The organism is Deltaproteobacteria bacterium (assembly GCA_035063765.1).
GTDB lineage: Bacteria > Myxococcota_A > UBA9160 > UBA9160 > PR03 > CAADGG01.
Window position 1 is genome coordinate 1 of the sequence record JAPSFT010000008.1, and the last position, 15,469, is coordinate 15,469.

The 15,469-nt window shown below is 76.2% G+C and carries 13 protein-coding genes; 7 read left to right on the plus strand and 6 right to left on the minus strand.

Translation table 11 applies throughout. The features are described from left to right. Nucleotides 1–82 precede the first annotated feature (82 nt). The 4 genes from OZ948_07615 to OZ948_07630 all read left to right on the plus strand — a co-directional run bounded on the left by OZ948_07615 (nucleotide 83) and on the right by OZ948_07630 (nucleotide 6,395). Nucleotides 83–1,729: a thiamine pyrophosphate-binding protein gene (locus tag OZ948_07615; GenBank protein MEB2344589.1), complete on the plus strand. Its 1,647-nt coding sequence runs from the start codon at nucleotides 83–85 to the stop codon at nucleotides 1,727–1,729. Between the two features lie 94 nt (nucleotides 1,730–1,823). Then, nucleotides 1,824–4,628, plus strand: coding sequence for an exonuclease domain-containing protein (locus OZ948_07620; protein MEB2344590.1), 2,805 nt, complete (start codon nucleotides 1,824–1,826; stop codon nucleotides 4,626–4,628). Between the two features lie 141 nt (nucleotides 4,629–4,769). After that, entirely contained in the window at nucleotides 4,770–5,498 is a 729-nt protein-coding gene (locus tag OZ948_07625) for a 3-oxoacyl-ACP reductase FabG (protein MEB2344591.1), read from the plus strand. 21 nt (nucleotides 5,499–5,519) lie between these two features. Beyond that, on the plus strand, nucleotides 5,520–6,395 hold the full coding sequence (locus OZ948_07630) for an NAD-dependent epimerase/dehydratase family protein (GenBank protein MEB2344592.1): 876 nt from the start codon (nucleotides 5,520–5,522) through the stop codon (nucleotides 6,393–6,395). On the opposite strand, the gene OZ948_07635 is transcribed toward OZ948_07630, so the two are convergent. Beyond that, nucleotides 6,382–6,891: a DUF4399 domain-containing protein gene (locus OZ948_07635; GenBank protein ID MEB2344593.1), complete on the minus strand. Its 510-nt coding sequence runs from the start codon at nucleotides 6,889–6,891 to the stop codon at nucleotides 6,382–6,384. The two genes, OZ948_07630 and OZ948_07635, sit on opposite strands and share 14 nt — an antisense overlap. 45 nt (nucleotides 6,892–6,936) lie before the next feature. Then, on the minus strand, nucleotides 6,937–7,974 hold the full coding sequence (locus OZ948_07640; GenBank protein ID MEB2344594.1) for a glutathione S-transferase C-terminal domain-containing protein: 1,038 nt from the start codon (nucleotides 7,972–7,974) through the stop codon (nucleotides 6,937–6,939). Between the two features lie 98 nt (nucleotides 7,975–8,072). Here OZ948_07640 and OZ948_07645 point away from each other — a divergent pair, with 98 nt between their 5' ends. Further along, nucleotides 8,073–9,419: a DsbA family protein gene (locus OZ948_07645; GenBank protein MEB2344595.1), complete on the plus strand. Its 1,347-nt coding sequence runs from the start codon at nucleotides 8,073–8,075 to the stop codon at nucleotides 9,417–9,419. Here OZ948_07645 and OZ948_07650 read toward each other — a convergent pair. Next, the gene (locus OZ948_07650; GenBank protein MEB2344596.1) at nucleotides 9,406–10,167 is read right to left on the minus strand and encodes an SDR family oxidoreductase; all 762 of its coding nucleotides are present in this window, start codon (nucleotides 10,165–10,167) and stop codon (nucleotides 9,406–9,408) included. The genes OZ948_07645 and OZ948_07650 overlap by 14 nt on opposite strands. Next, nucleotides 10,164–10,961, minus strand: coding sequence for an enoyl-CoA hydratase-related protein (locus OZ948_07655; protein ID MEB2344597.1), 798 nt, complete (start codon nucleotides 10,959–10,961; stop codon nucleotides 10,164–10,166). The genes OZ948_07650 and OZ948_07655 overlap by 4 nt, the downstream gene beginning before the upstream one ends. Before the next feature lie 120 nt (nucleotides 10,962–11,081). Between OZ948_07655 and OZ948_07660 the strand changes: the two genes are divergently transcribed. Then, on the plus strand, nucleotides 11,082–11,651 hold the full coding sequence (locus OZ948_07660; GenBank protein MEB2344598.1) for an HdeD family acid-resistance protein: 570 nt from the start codon (nucleotides 11,082–11,084) through the stop codon (nucleotides 11,649–11,651). A 213-nt stretch (nucleotides 11,652–11,864) separates the two neighbouring features. On the opposite strand, the gene OZ948_07665 is transcribed toward OZ948_07660, so the two are convergent. Continuing rightward, the gene (locus OZ948_07665) at nucleotides 11,865–12,227 is read right to left on the minus strand and encodes a hypothetical protein (protein MEB2344599.1); all 363 of its coding nucleotides are present in this window, start codon (nucleotides 12,225–12,227) and stop codon (nucleotides 11,865–11,867) included. Nucleotides 12,228–12,290: 63 nt separating this feature from the next. On the opposite strand from OZ948_07665, the gene OZ948_07670 reads away from it, so the two are divergent. Beyond that, entirely contained in the window at nucleotides 12,291–14,126 is a 1,836-nt protein-coding gene (locus OZ948_07670; protein MEB2344600.1) for a hypothetical protein, read from the plus strand. Between the two features lie 25 nt (nucleotides 14,127–14,151). Here the strand turns inward: OZ948_07670 and OZ948_07675 are convergent, their stop codons facing one another. Continuing rightward, nucleotides 14,152–15,342, minus strand: coding sequence for an aminotransferase class III-fold pyridoxal phosphate-dependent enzyme (locus tag OZ948_07675; GenBank protein MEB2344601.1), 1,191 nt, complete (start codon nucleotides 15,340–15,342; stop codon nucleotides 14,152–14,154). Nucleotides 15,343–15,469: the final 127 nt, after the last annotated feature.

Sequence of the window (15,469 nt, forward strand, 5' to 3'; positions counted from 1 at the left end):
GGGCCCCCCCCGGGTGTTGGGCCTCCCCCCCCCCCCCCCGGGTCTGTCCCCTCTTGCTAGCGTCCCGCGAGGAGGCCCCCCCATGCCCGTTCACGGTGGCAAGATCCTGGCCCGCGCGCTCAAGAACGCGGGCGTCGAGGCGGTGTTCACGCTCTCGGGCGGCCACATCATGCCGCTCTACGACGGGTGCCTCGACGAGGGCATCCGGATCGTGGACGTGCGGCACGAGCAGGCCGCCGTGCACGCGGCCGACGCCTGGGCGCGCTGCAACCCGGGCAAGATCGGCGTCGCGGCGATCACGGCCGGCCCGGGCGTCACCGACGGCGTCACCGGCGTCGCCAACGCCTGGCGCGCCAACTCGCCGATCCTCGTGATCGGCGGCCAGGGCCCGTTCACGAACCTGCGCCGCGGCTCGCTCCAGGAGATGGACCACGTCAACCTGATGCGGCCGATCACGAAGTGGGTCGACGCCTGCTACCAGACCCATCGCATCGGCGAGTACGCCGAGCTCGGCATCCGCCACGCGGTGTCGGGCATCCCGGGCCCCGCCTTCCTCGAGATCCCGATGGACGTGTTCATGGGCCAGTGCGAGTGGTCGGACGCCACGCTGCCGCCGATCAAGACCGCCGCGCCGCGCCTCTCGCCCGACCGCGCCGACGTGCGGGCCGCGCTCGCGCTGCTCGAGAGCGCGCGCAAGCCGATGCTGATGGCCGGCACCTCCGTCAAGTGGTCGCAGGCGAGCGCGGCGATGAACGCCTTCCTCGCCGAGACGCGGATGCCGGCCTACACCAACGGCATGGGCCGCGGCACGATCCCGCCCGACTCGCCGCAGTACCTGAACCGCTCGCGCCGCCACGCGATGAAGGAGATCGACCTCATCGTCCTGGCCGGCTCGCTGCTCGACTTCCGGCTCGCCTTCGGCAAGACGATCCCGGCCACCGCGAAGATCATCCAGCTCGACATGGACGCGACCCTGATCGGCCAGAACCGCCCGGCCGACGTGGGCCTGGTCGGCAACCTGGCCTGCACCTTCGAGCTGCTCCTCGAGGAGATGAAGAACGCGGGCACCAACCTCGACTTCACGGCCTGGCGCGAGGAGCTGCGCGCGATCGAGGTGGCCGAGGAGAAGAAGGTCGAGGCGGCGCTCGCCAGCGACGAGTCACCGGTGGACCCGCAGCGCATGTGCCGCGAGGTGCGCGACTGGCTCGCGACGCTCGGCGACTCGATCGTGATCGGCGACGGCGGCGACATCGTCGCCACCGCCGCGAAGATCCTGCCGGTGCCGCGCGAGGGCGCCTGGATGGACCCGGGCCCGCTCGGCACGCTCGGGGTCGGCATGCCCTTCGCGCTGGCGGCGCAGCTCTCGCACCCGGACAAGCGCGTGGTGATCGTCTACGGCGACGGCTCCTTCGGCCTGAACGGCTTCGAGTACGACACCGCCGTGCGCTTCGGCCTGCCGATCATCGGCGTGCTCGGCAACGACGGCGCCTGGGGCCAGATGATGCGGCCGCAGGGCGCCCTCTACGGCTGGGACCGGCTCCAGGGGACGCTGCTCGAGTACACGCGCTACGACAAGGTCGTGGAGGCGCTCGGCGGCCACGGCGAGTACTGCGAGCGGCCCGAGGAGATCCGCCCGGCGCTCGAGCGTGCCGCCGCCTCCGGCAAGCCCGCGCTCGTCAACGTGAAGCTCCGGCAGGACCGGCAGTACAAGGGCGGGATCTACGTCTGAGCGGCTGAGCGCGCAGACCCGCGAGCCCGCGGAGCTGGGGATCGACCTCGCCGCGCTGGCGCCCTGGCTCGCGCGGATCGGCCCGGTCGCCTTCGTGGACCTCGAGACGACGGGCCTCGCGCCCCACGAGGGCGCCGAGATCCTCGAGCTCGGCGCGGTGCTGGCCGACCCGGGCGCCGCGACGCTCCGCACGCTCGCGACCCTCGTGCGGCCGGACGGCGCGGTGCCGCCCGCGATCGCACGCCTCACCGGGATCCGGCCCGAGGAGGTCGCCGCCGCGCCGCCGCTCGCCGCCGTGTGCGCGGCCTTCCAGGAGGCGCTCGCCGGGCGCGCGATCGTGGCCCACAACGCCGGCTTCGAGCGCCTGTTCCTGGGCCGCTTCCTCGGCGCCGCGCTCGCCGACGCCTGGTATCTCGACACCCAGGACCTGCTCGCCGTCACCCATCCCGACGCTCCCGACCTGCGCCTCGAGACCTTCACCCGCTCGCTCCTCGACACCGAGGAGCGTCACCGCGCGCTCGCCGACGCCCTCGACACCGCACGCGTCGTCTCGCGCGCGGCGGCGGGCACCGACCCCCGCTACGGGGCAGCCCGCGACGCCCTCGAGTCCTTCGCGCCCGACTCCCCGTGGCTCGCGCTCTTCGCCAAGGGCGAGGCGCGGGCGCGTGCCGAGCGCGCCCCGTTCGTGGTGGTGGGCGAGACGCCCGAAGCCCCGGTGCCCTTCGACGAGGACGCGATCGCCGCCGCGCTGCGCGACCCCGAGCGGGGCCGCCGCCACTGGCCGGGCTACCGCGTGCGCGAGCCGCAGGTCGAGCTCGCGCGCCGCTTCGCGAAGCTCCTGCGCGAGGGCGGGACGCTGCTCTGCGAGGGCGGGACGGGGGTCGGCAAGTCGCTGGCCTACCTCGCGGCGGCGATCCCCTTCGCGATGGAGCGCGCGCGCGACGCCGCCCGCACGGGCGAGCGCTTCCACCCGGTCCTGATCTCGACGCGCACGAAGCTCCTCCAGGACCAGCTCCTCGCGAAGGACATCCCGACCGCCGCGCGCTTCCTCGGCTGGCCGGCCCTGCGCGCGCTCTCGATCAAGGGCCGCGCCAACTACGTGTGCGAGCGGCGCCTCGTGCCGGTGCTCGCCGAGGGCCGCGAGCCGCGCATCTTCGCCGAGGACCGCTTCGCCTACGCGGTGCTGGCGGCCTGCGCGGAGATCCGGCCGCACGGCGAGGTGGGCTCGATCGGCGCCGCCTGGCTGCGCCGGCAGCCGCTGCTCGGCGAGCTCCTGCGCCGCTCGGTGGCGGCGCGCGCCGAGCAGTGCTCGCGTGAGCAGTGCGCGCAGCACCCGGCCTGCCCCCTCGGCCGCCGCCGCGCGGCGCTCGCGCAGGCGCACCTGGTCGTCGCCAACCACGACCTGCTGCTGCGCTGGCCGCCGGACTACCCGCCCTTCGCGCACGCGATCGTCGACGAGGTGCACGAGCTCGCCGACGTGGCCGACGAGGTCTACGCGCTCTCGGTGCGGCCCGAGGACGTGCTCGACCGGCTCGACGACGTCTTCGGCCGGCCCGATCAGGCGGCGCGCGCGCCCGGGGATCCGGCAGCGCGCAGCGCCGCCGGGGCTCCGGCCGCACGCGGCGCCTCGGCCCCGGGGGCGACCCGCGGCGAGGGCGGCGAGGGGCTGCTCCCGGCGTCGAAGCGCCGCGCGCTGCGCAAGGACGCGCTCGCCTGGCGGCGCTCGATCCAGCAGGAGCTCGCCTCGCTCGGCCGCGCGCTCGAGCCGCTCGCCGGCGAGTGGGGCGACGTGCAGGTGCCCGAGCACCCCCCGGCCGCCCTCGACGACGCTGCCCGCGCCGCCGGGATCGCGGCCGAGCGCATCGACGCCGTCGCGCGCGAGATCGACGCGCTGGTGGACCCCGAGGCGGCCGGCGGCCCGCTCGCGCGCACCGCGGACGAGCTGCGCGCGGCCGCCGGCGCCCTGCGCCTCGCCTTCGCCGGCGCCGAGGACTCCGTCGCGGCCTTCGAGCGGATCGAGCCGCCCTGGGACCGCTGGCGGCTCGCGGTCCGGCTCGTCGCGCCCGCCGAGCCCTTCCGCGAGCACCTGCTCGCGCGCCTCGCGTCCTTCGCCGGCGTCTCGGCCAGCGTCTTCGTCGACGGCGACGCCTTCGCCGCGCTCGGCGCGCTCGGCATCGACCCGCGGCGGCCGGGGCCGGGCGGGTCCGACACCGGCGTCCTCTCCCGACTCGACACGGTGTCGGTCCCGAGCCCCTTTCCCTACGCCGAGCACATGCGGGTGGTGGCGCTGCCCGACCCCGGCGACCTGGTGGCCGAGACGGCGGCGGTGCTGGCAGAGCTCGCCCGCCGGCTCGGCGGCCGCACGCTCGGGCTCTTCACGAGCCTGCGGCGCATGCAGGACGTCGCCGCCGAGCTGGCCGAGCACCTGCGCGACGCGGGCATCGAGGTGCTCGCGCCGCGCCGTGCCGGCGACGACCCGGGCGCGCTCGTGGCGCGCTTCGCGCAGGGCGGCGCCGTGCTGCTCGGCGCGCGCCGCTTCTGGCAGGGCCTCGACCTGCCCGGCGACCAGCTCCAGGCCGTCGTGATCGAGAAGCTGCCCTTCGAGGTGCCGACCGAGCTGCGCCGGCGCCGCGAGGCGCGCCTGAAGCGCGCCGGCGTCGACGCCTTCGCGCGCTTCACGCTCGGCAGGATGCTCCTCAACCTGAAGCAGATGACGGGGCGCCTGATCCGCAGCGAGGAGGACCGCGGCGTGGTCGTGCTGGTCGAGGGCCGCACCGGCAAGGGCTACTTCCGCCGCCTCGGCGACGCGCTGCCGCCGGGCGTGCAGGTGGTCGTCGCGGAGCGCGAGGAGCTCGCGGCGCTGCTCGCCGAGGTGGGCATCGGCCGGGGCGACACGTGAGGGAAGCGGTCCGCCCGGCGCCCCACGACCCGTGCACGCACGCCGGCGCCCGCGCCCCGAGCCAGGCCGCGGGCCGGCGCACCCCGCACCCCGCGACGCCCGCTCGCGGGGCGGCCCGCGCCCTGGGCTAGGCTGCGCTCGATGGTGGAGCGTCCCGTCGCCCTCGTGACCGGCGCCGCGCGCGGGATCGGCGCCGCGTGCGCGCGCGCGCTCGCGGCCGAGGGCTTCCGCGTGGCCGTGCACCATGGCGCCAGCGCCGAGGCGGCCGGGAAGCTCGCGGGCGAGCTGCCCGAGGCCTTCCCGGTCCGTGCCGACCTCACCGTGCCCGCCGAGATCGACGCGCTCGTCGCCGCCCTCGGCGAGCGCACCGGCCGCGTCGACGTGCTCGTCAACAACGCCGGGGTCGTGCGCAACGGGCCCACGCCGGTGATGAAGCTCGAGGACTACGACGCCGTCGCCGCGCTCGAGCGCGGCACCTGGTACCTGAGCAAGCTCGTGCTGCGGAAGTTCATGCTCAAGCAGAAGAGCGGGCGCATCATCCAGATCTCGAGCGTGGTGGGCCACACCGGCAACCGCGGCCAGTCCGCCTACGCGATGGCCAAGGCGGGGCTCGACGCCCTCACGAAGTCGCTCGCCGCAGAGCTCGCGGGCCGCGACATCCTGGTCAACTCGGTGGCGCCGGGCTTCATCGAGACCGACATGACGGCGGAGCTTCCCGAGCCGGCGCGGGCCGCGATCCTGGGCCGTGTGCCGCTCGGGCGCATGGGCCGGCCCGAGGAGGTCGCCGAGGTGGTGGCCTTCCTCGCCACCCGCGGCAGCTACGTCCACGGCACCGTCATCCACGTCAACGGCGGGCTGTACGGGGGCTAGCGCGGCGGGTAGAGTGCGCACGTGGCGCGCATCCTCGTCGCCGGCTGCGGCTACCTCGGGAGCGAGCTCGCCGCGCAGCTCGCGGCCGACGGCCATGTCACCTTCGGGCTGCGCCGCAGCGCCGGTCCGCTGCCCCGGGGCGTCCAGCCCCTCGTGGCCGACCTGTGCGAGCGCGCCGCCCTGCGCGCCGCACTCGCCGGGGTCGAGCACGGCGGCATCGACGCCGTCGTCTACGCCGCCGCCGCCGATCACTCCGACGACGACGCCTACCGGCGCGCCTACGTCGAGGGCCTCGCGAACGTGATCGACTGGGCCGACGCGCAGGGCATGCGCCCGCCGCGCGTCTTCTTCACCTCGAGCACGGCGGTCTACGCGCAGCAGGACGGCGCGTGGGTCGACGAGGAGAGCCCCACCGAGCCGACCCACTTCAGCGGCGTCCGCATGCTCGAGGCCGAGCGCCTGCTCGCCGCCGCGGGTGGCTGTGCGCTGCGGCTCGGCGGCATCTACGGCCCCGGCCGCACGCGCCTCGTCGAGAGCGTGCGGGCGGGCACCGCCACGATCCGGCCGGGCCCGCCGCGCTGGACCAACCGCATCCACCGCGACGACGCTGCCGGCGCGCTGCGCCACCTGGTCGGGCGCGCGCTCGCCGGCGCGCCGCTCGATCCCGTCTACGTCGGCGTCGACGACGAGCCGAGCGACGACGCCACGACGCTGCGCTGGCTGGCGGAGCGGCTCGGCGTCCCGGCGCCGCCCGTGGCGGGCGATCCCGACGGCCCGCGCGCGCGCAGCGGCAACAAGCGCTGCCGCAACGCCCGCCTGCGCGCCGCGGGCTACGCCTTCGCCTACCCGACCTTCCGGGAAGGCTACGGAGCCGCGATCGCCGCTAGCGGACCGTGATCGTGATCCGCTCCGACACGAGCGGCGGATCGTGGGGCACGTGGTCCTTGTCGCCGAGGATCAGCTGGAGCTCGTGGGTGCCCGGCGGGAGGTCGATCGTGGTCTCGGTCTGGCCGCCCCCGAAGTGGAGGTGCTTCGCGTCGGCGGGCAGCGGCCGGTCGAGCGGCGGGGTCGGCGCGTCGATGATCAGGTGGTGATGGCCGGTGTCGGGCCGGGCGACGCCGGCGGGCGCCACGCCCATGCCCTTCAGCCCGAAGCGCACCGTCACGGGGCTCTCGACCGTCGCGCCCGCGGCCGGCGAGATCACGTAGAGCAGCGCGCCGGCCGGGCGCGGCGTGCGCGGAGCCGGCTGTCCGGCCTCGGTTCCCGCCCCGGCCGGCGTCCCGGCCTGCGCCAGGAGCGGATGCTCGTGGGGCACCCCGAGCTCGTGGGCAAGGGCGCTCGGCGCGAGGAAGAGGGTCAGCAGGACGGCGAGGGTGCGAAGCGGGGCGGGCATGGGGCTCCTCTCGGGACAGGTGCCCCTCCAGGCTAGCCGCTTCCCTCACCCGGCGACGAGCGCCTCGCAGCCCGTGCCGCGCAGCGCGGCGTCCACCGCGGCGCGATCGCCGGCCGCGAGCGCCGCGTAGCCCTCGCGCAGCCAGCGCAGGCACTTGCCCTGGTAGGGGAACGGCGCCTGGACCCACGGCCGCCCGTCGATCGTGCACTCGACCCGCTCCGCGCCGCGGGCGAGCGCGTCCGCGTTCGCGAGCAGGAAGGGCGCGTAGACGCGGCCCACCTCGGCGAGCAGCGCGTGCAGCGTGTCGGGCAGGGGCGTGCGCGGGATCCAGTCGGCGGCGGCGGGCTCGAGCCCGGAGAGGTCGTCGACCACGTCCACCCAGGCCACCACGCGCGGCGCGAGCGCGAGCGCCAGCGCGGCCGGGGTCGGGTCGAAGCCGGCGAGCTGGGTGAGCTGGCCGTAGAGCGCGAAGTCCGACGCCGCGGGTCGCCCGCCCCACAGGAAGCGCGCCTGCGCGAGCCGCGCGTCGAGCCGCTCGAGGAGCCGCTGGTAGCTCGCCTCGATCACCGGCGCGGTGGTCGCGTTCGAGCCGACGACGGCGAGCCGGCCGATCTGGCGCGCGGCGAAGGCCTCGGAGAGCGGGCGCACGCGCTCGTCGGCGAGCTCGGTGCGCGACCAGCGCGGGAGGATCGCGGCCGCCTTCGCCACGTCGGGCGCGAAGTGCCAGCGGTAGTGGAACATCGCCTTGGTGAGCCACTCGTCGGCGTAGTCCTCGAGCAGGGCGTCGAGGAAGGCGAGGGCGGGGTCGGGGGGCACGACGGAGCGGCCCGCGGCGAGCGCCTCGAGCCGGCGGATCAGCGGCGTCGAGTCGGTCTCCGCCACGAGCGCGCCGCCGGGGCCCGGCAGGAGGAGCTGCGGCAGGAGCGCCACGCGCGGCTCGGGCAGCCCGCGGCTCTCCGCCGAGCCGCGCACGATCCAGGCATGGGGGATCCGCCGGTAGCGGAGCACCGCCCGCAGCTTGCGGCTGTAGGGGGAGCCCTCGGCGCCGACGATCCGCAGCGGCGCGGGCAGGGCGGCGTCCACCACGATCCTCCTGCATCCTCGACGGCCGGGCTGGCAGCCGCGTCGATATTGGCATATCGACTGTCAGGACTCCAGGCGCCCGGGAGGGACGGGATCCGATGAGCGCCCGCCGCCGCCTCGCCCCCTGGCTCGCGGCCGCCCTCACGAGCGACGCGCTCCGCGACCTGCGCCGCGGCGGCGCCGAGCTGCGCCGCCGCCTGGGCCGCGCCCCGCACCGCGTGCGCTGGTTCCACCAGGTCGACGACCCCTACTCGCAGCTCGGCGCCCAGGTGCTCGCCCGCTTCGTGGCGCGCTACGAGGTCGAGCTCGCGCCGCGCCTGGTCGGCCCCCCGCCCGACGACGCCGCCCCCGAGCGCGAGCGGCTGGCCACCTACGCGCGCAAGGACGCCGCCGACGTCGCGCCCGGCTTCGGGCTCGCCTTCCCGCGCGCCGCGCCGGCGCCCGCCGCGGCGGCGGTCGCGCTCGCCACGCGCGTGCTCGCCGGGGCGCCCCCGGCCGCCTTCGCGGAGCTCGCGCCGCGCGTCGGCGACGCGCTCTGGCGGGGCGACGACGCCGCGCTCGCCGCGCTCGCGCGCGCGCACCCGCCGGCCGGCGAGGAGGCGGCGCGCGCCGCCGTCGCGGCCGGCAGCGAGGAGCGCCGGCGCCTCGGTCACTACCTGGGCGGGATGTTCCACTACGGCGGCGAGTGGTACTGGGGCGTCGACCGCCTCGCGCACCTCGAGGAGCGCCTCACCGGTCTCGGGCTCGCGCGCGACGGCCCGCGCCCGCCGCTCGTCGCGCCGCCCTCGTTCGCGGGCCTGCCCGTGCCCGAGGCGCCCGGCGGCGAGCCCCTCGTGCTCGACTTCTTCGGCTCGCTGCGCAGCCCCTACACCGCGATCGCGATCGAGCGCGTGCTCGCGCTGCCGCGCCGGCTGCCGGTCGAGATCGTCCTGCGCCCCGTCCTCCCGATGGTGATGCGCGGGCTCCCCGTGCCGGCCGTGAAGCGCTTCTACATCCTGCTCGACACGCGCCGCGAGGCCGCGCGCGCCGGCCTGCCCTTCGGCCGCGTCTGCGATCCGGTGGGGCGGCCCGTCGAGCGCGCCTTCAGTCTCTATCCGTGGGCGCGCGAGCGCGGCCGCGCCGGCGAGCTGCTCGCCTCGTTCACGCGCGCGGCCTTCGCGGAGGGCGTCGACACCGGCAGCGACCCGGGCCTGCGCTTCGTGGTCGAGCGCGCGGGGCTCTCCTGGCAGGAGGCGCTCGCGCACCTCGACCGCGACACCGGCTGGCGTGACGAGCTCGAGGCGAACCGGCGCGAGCTCTTCGCGCTCGGCCTGTGGGGCGTGCCGAGCTTCCGCCTGCGCGGCCGCGCGGGCGAGCCCGACTTCGCGACGTGGGGGCAGGACCGGCTCTGGCGGGTCGAGGCGGAGATCCGCGCGCGCTGCGCGGGTGCCGCTAGATCATCGTGAGGCCGCCGCTCACCGAGAGCGTCTGGCCGGTCACGTAGCCGGCGGCGTCGGAGCACAGGAAGGCCACCGCGGGCGCCACGTCCTCCGGGCGGCCCAGGCGCCGCATCGGGATGGCGCGCTCGAGGGCCTGGGTGAGGCGCTCGCCGCCAGGGCCCTCACTCGCCATCCCGCGGAAGAGCGGCGTGTCGGTCGGCCCGGGGCAGACACAGTTCGCGGTAACCCCGTGGCGCACCGCCTCGCGCGCCACCGACTTCGCGAACGCGAGGAGCCCCCCCTTGGCGGCCGCGTAGATCGTCTCGCCCGAGCTGCCGACCCGCCCCGCGTCGGACGACACGAGGACGATCCGCCCGAAGCCCGCCGCGATCATGCCGGGCAGCACCGCGCGCGTGACCCGGATCGGGCCGGCGAGGTTGATCTCGAGCACGCGGGCCTGGAAGGGCTCGTCGGTCTCGACGAAGGGCCGCAGGCGGTCCCAGCCGGCGCACGAGACCAGCACGGTGGGCGGGCCGAGGCGCGCGCACACCTCCTCGACCGCATGTGACACCGAGTCAGTGTCGGTTACGTCCAGCGCGACCCCGATCCCGCCGAGCGGCTCCGCGACGGCGCCGGCGCGCGCCGGGTCGAGATCGGCGGCCGCGACCGTGCGGCCCTGCGCGGCCAGCACCGCGCACACCGCCGCCCCGATCGCGCCGGCACCGCCGGTGACGAGCGCGACGCGCGCCGCGGCGCCCTCCGCGGGCCGGCTCATCGCCGGAACTTCGCGAAGTCCGGCTTGCGCTTCGCGGCGAAGGCGTCCACGCCCTCGCGCGCCTCCTCGCTCCCGACGAAGAGGTCGAGCCCCGCGAACGAGATCGTGCCGATCCCCGCGATCGACTCGCTGTCGGCGTTGAAGGAGTGCTTCAGGAAGCGCAGCGCGGTGGGGCTCTTCTCGAGGATCTCGTCGGCCCAGCGGCGCAGCTCGGCGCGCAGCTCGGCCCCGGGCACGACGGCGTTCACGAGCCCCCACTCGCGCATCGTCGCGGCGTCGTACTGCCGGCACAGGAACCAGACCTCGCGCGCGCGCTTGTCGCCGAGGATGCGCGCCAGGAAGGCGCTGCCGAAGCCGGCGTCGAAGGAGCCGACGCGCGGGCCCGCCTGCCCGAAGCGGGCGTGCTCCGCCGCGATCGTGAGGTCGCACATCACGTGCAGCACGTGCCCGCCGCCGATCGCGAGGCCGTTCACCGCGGCGATCACCGGCTTCGGGCAGTCGCGGATGACCCGGTGCAGCGTCTCGATCTCGAAGAGGCCCGACTCGGAGGGGCCGTAGTCGCCGGTCTCCTCGCGCTGCTTCTGGTCGCCGCCGACACAGAAGGCGCGCTCGCCGGCGCCGGTCAGCGCCACGACGCCGACCCCCGGGTCCGCCCAGGCCGCCTTGAAGCAGCGGATCAGCTCGTCGACCGTGTGGGCGCGGAAGGCGTTGAGCCGCTCGGGGCGGTGGATCTCGATCACGGCGAGGCCGCGCTCCACCTCGTAGCGGACGTCGGTGAGCTCGGCTGCGTCCATTTCGCCCCTCCGTGGCGGGGCAGCGTGGCACCAGCCCCGGAGGCTGTCAAAGCGCCGCTCGTCGCGGCCGCGCGCGGGTCTAGACTCGCGGCAGGGGGGTGAGGAGCGGAGGCTCGCAGCATGGCGGAGATCCTGGCTCGCTACTGGTGGGTCGTCCTGATCCGCGGGCTCGTGGCGATCGCGTTCGGCGTCCTCGCGTTCGTGTCGCCCGGCCTCACGATCGCCACCCTGATCCTGCTCTTCGGCGCCTTCGCGCTCGCCGACGGCATCTTCTCGCTGCTCGCGGCGTGGCAGGGCCGCCGCGTGGACGAGGACTGGTGGCTCGGCGTCCTGCGCGGCGTCCTCGGCATCGGGATCGGCGTCCTCACCTTCCGCAACCCGGCGCTCACCGCGCTCGCGCTCGTGCTCTACATCGCGGCCTGGGCGCTGGCCGGCGGCATCCTCGAGATCGCCACCGCGATCCGCCTGCGCAAGGTGATCGAGGGCGAGTGGCTGCTGGCGCTTGCGGGCGCGGCCTCGATCGCCTTCGCCGGTCTGATCCTGTGGGCGCCGGGTGCGGGCGCCCTCGCGATGCTGTGGTGGATCGCCGCCTGGGCGATCGTGGTGGGTGTGCTGCTCGTCGCCGAGTCCTTCCTGCTGCGCGGGCTCGGTCGGCAGGCGCAGGAGGAACACGCAGCGGCGACGCCCTAGGCAGCGGGCCTTCGACGGGCGGGGTCTCACGCACGGAGCCTTCCCGATCGGACGCGCGCGTCGCGTACCGGATCTCGACCGGCAGCAGGGAGGCGATCGGGATCTCGACGTCGAGGCTCGTCGTCGGTCTCGTCGGGTTCCATCGTGGCTCCTCCGGGCAGGCTGCTGGCGAGGGTACCGATCCGGCCCGCGGGCGACGACGGCGAACGGCCGTCAACGCTCGACCTCCACGAAGCGCAACGACTCGATCCCGCGGTCGTCCACCACCTGGACCGCCACCTTCGGGTCCGGCTTCGCCGCGAAGGGCAGCGACACCGTGCCGCGATCGGCCTCCATGCGCGCCTCGTCGAGCTCCGCGCGCAGGCTCTTCGCGAGCCGCGCCCAGCCTTCGCCTTCGCCCGCCATCGGGAAGAACACCTGGCGCGGGAACAGGCTGCGGTCGTCGTCGTCGGGACGAGCAGCCACATCGAGTGCGCCGCCGCTCTGGATCTCGCCGGTCTTGGTGTCGTAGCAGTCGAAGCGGCGCGACGAGGTCGGCCGGGGCGGCGGGCACGCATCCGATCTCGTGAAGATCATGGTTGACTTTCGTATTTCGTTCGCCTACGATCCGGACACTCCGTCCGGTCCCGGTAAGAGCCCATGGATGACCGTCCCCTCATGGACGAGGATCCCTCGCTCGGCCTCGCCGTGCCGGCTCCGCCTTCTCCCGCGGCGGCGCGGGCGGAGCCCGCGCTCGCCCGGCTCGCGGCGGCGGCTGGCCCGCTGCGGCGGGTGCTGGCCGCGATCGCGGCGCGGCTGCTCGACACGCGCGCCTGGGAGCCGCTCTGCTACGCGCGCCTCGGCGACTACGCGCGCGAGCGCGCCGGCCGCTCGGCGCGCCAGCTCCAGGACCTGGCGCGCACGCATCGCGCGCTGGCCGGGCTGCCGCGGCTCGAGCGGGCGCTGGTCGCGAACGAGCTGCCGTGGAGCAAGGTCCGGCTGCTCGCGCGGGTCGCGGCACCGGGGGACGAGGCGGCCTGGATCGCGCGGGCGCGGGCGCTGCCGATCCGGCGGCTCGAGGAGCAGGTGGCGGCGCACGATCCGCGCGGCGCGGCCGGCGGCGGGGACGACCCGGGCGGCGCGGTGCCGCTCGCGCGCGTCACCGTCCACTGCTCGCCGGCCGTGCGCGCGCGCTGGCTCGAGGCGCGGGAGATGGCCGAGCGCGTCGCGGGCCAGCGCCTGCGCGCTGCGGAGGCGCTCGAGTGGGTGGCCGCGGAGGTGTGGTCGGAGCTGGCCGCACCGCCCTCGCCGGCCGCCCCGGAGGAGCCGGCGGCCGGCGAGCCGCACGACCTCGTGCGGGCCGACGCGGAGGCCGCCGTCGCCGCCTCCGCCGCGGGCGAGGCGGAAGCGCTGGCCGGAAGCCCGCGCGCTCCTGCGGCCGCCCTGCGCGCCGCGGTGGCCGCGCTCGCCACCGGCCTCGGCGAGGCCGATCCCTTCGAGCTGGACCGGCGCCTGCGCCGGGCCGTGCAGCTCGAGCAGACCCTCGACGCAGCGATCGCGCCGCTCCTGCGCGTCGTGACCTCGGCCGACTACGAATGGGAGCGCGCCTGGCAGCCTCTCGCGAGCTACGCCGCCGAGCAGCTCGGGATGTCGGCCAGCAAGGCGCGCGCGCTGCTGCGCATCGAGCGTGCCGGCGACGTCTGCCCGGAGCTGCGCGCGGCCTTCCGCAGCGGCCGGCTCTCGTGGGCGAAGGCGCAGTGCCTGCTCCCCCTGCTCCTCCTCGACCTGGACGGCGAATGGCGCCCGCACTGGGTGGCGTGGGCCGAGCGCGTGACCGTGCGCCGGCTCGAGATGGACGTCGAGCGCGCACTTCTGCTGCGCGCGGGGCATCACTTCGCCTGGCAGCTCTGCAAGTTCCATCCCGAGCGGACCCGGGATGCGATCCCGGCGGGCGAGCAGCAGCTGTGTGCGCCCGACCTCGACCTCGAGGCCAGCGAGCGGCTCCGCTGGCGGCTGCCGCGCGACGTGGCCCTCCTCTTCGGGGCCGTGCGCGAGACGCTGCGGGCCCGGCTCGAGCGCGAGCGGGGCCGCCCGGTGTTCGACGGCGAGGTCTTCGGCGTGCTGCTCGGCCGCGCGCTGGCCGCCTGGAGCCTGCGCGAGCCCGCCGCCCCCCGGCTCGACCCCGTGATCGAGCGCGACGGCTGGCGCTGCGCCGTGCCGGGCTGCTCGTCGCGGCGCAACCTGCACGATCACCACGTCCGGTTCCGCTCGGCCGGCGGCTCCCACGCGCCGGAGAACCGCATCACCCTCTGCGCCTTCCACCACCAGCGCTGCCTGCACGCGCGCCGCATGCGGGTCCGGGGCCGGGCGCCCGGCCATCTCGTCTTCGAGCTCGGCGTGCGGCCCGGCGCCCCGCCGCTCGCCCGCTATCGCTCGGGAGACGTGGCGGTTCCGCCCGGCGAGCCAGGCCCGGGCGCTCGCACCGCGTGGGCCTGACGCCGCCGGCGCCGGGCCCTGCCGCTCAGCCCTTCACCAGCTCGAGCACGGCGTCGAGCGAGCCGAAGAGCTCGTCCTCGGGGATGTCGAGCGCCGGGAAGAGGCGCAGGACGGTGCCCGCCGTGACGTTGACGAGGACGCCGCGCTCGAGGGCACGGAGCGGGAGGGTCGCGGCGGCGTCGGCGTCGCGCAGGTCGAGGCCGAGGAGGAGGCCGCGGCCGCGCGCGTTCGCGGCCCGCTCCGGATGGGCCTGCGCGAAGGCGTGCAGGCGCGCGAGCGTGCGCGCGCCGAGCTCGGCCGCGCGCTCGACGAGGCGCTCCTCCTCGATCACACGCAGGACCGTGTCGCCCGCCGCGCAGGCGAGGGGGTTGCCGGCGTAGGTGCCGCCGTGGTCGCCGAGCGCGACGGTCTTGGCGACCTCCTCGCTGCACACGAAGGCCGCCAGCGGAAAGCCGCCGCCCAGCCCCTTGCCGAGCGTGATCACGTCGGGGATCACGGCGTCGTGCTCGAGCGCCAGCCAGCGTCCCGTGCGGCCGATGCCCGTCTGGATCTCGTCGAGGATCAGGAGCGCGCCGGCCGCGCGGGTGAGCTCGCGCAGGCCGGCCAGGTAGCCGGGCGGCGCCGGGTGGACGCCGCCCTCGCCCTGCACCGGCTCGACCACGAAGGCGGCGGTGCCCTCGTCGATCGCGCGGCGTGCGGCGTCGAGGTCGCCGAAGGGCGTGAAGCAGCCTTCGGCGAGGATCGGCTGGTAGCGGGTGCGGTGCTTCTCCTGGCCGATGATCGCGAGCGCGCCGATCGTGCGGCCGTGGAAGCTCCCGAGCGTCGAGACGAACTTGCTGCGTCCCGTCGCGCGGTGCGCGAGCTTGAGCGCGCCGTCCATCGCCTCGGCGCCCGAGCTCACGAAGAAGGCGCGCGTGATCCCGGCCGGGGCGTGGCCGAGGAGCCGCTCGGCGAGGTCGAGCTGGGGGAGCGTGTAGAAGAGGTTCGTGGTCTGCATCAGGCGCCCGGCCTGCGCCGCGATCGTGCGGACCAGCGCCGGGTGCGAGTGCCCGATCGCGACCACGCCCCAGCCGCCGGTCAGGTCCACGTACTCGCGGCCGGCGACGTCGCGCACCCGCGAGCCGTGGCCCTCGACGAGGGCCACCGGCAGGCGCTTCACGACCGGCAGGAAGACGCGCGCCTCGCGCGCGACGACGTCGTCGAAGGAGCCCGGCATCGGGCGCAGGGTCCGGGGTGGTGCGGGCGCCGTCAAGCGGGGCCGGCCGCCCGGGCCGCCGGCCGGGTGGGCGGCCCGGGTCCGGCCGTTTGGATCCATCGACAGCATAGATATCCATTGACTATTC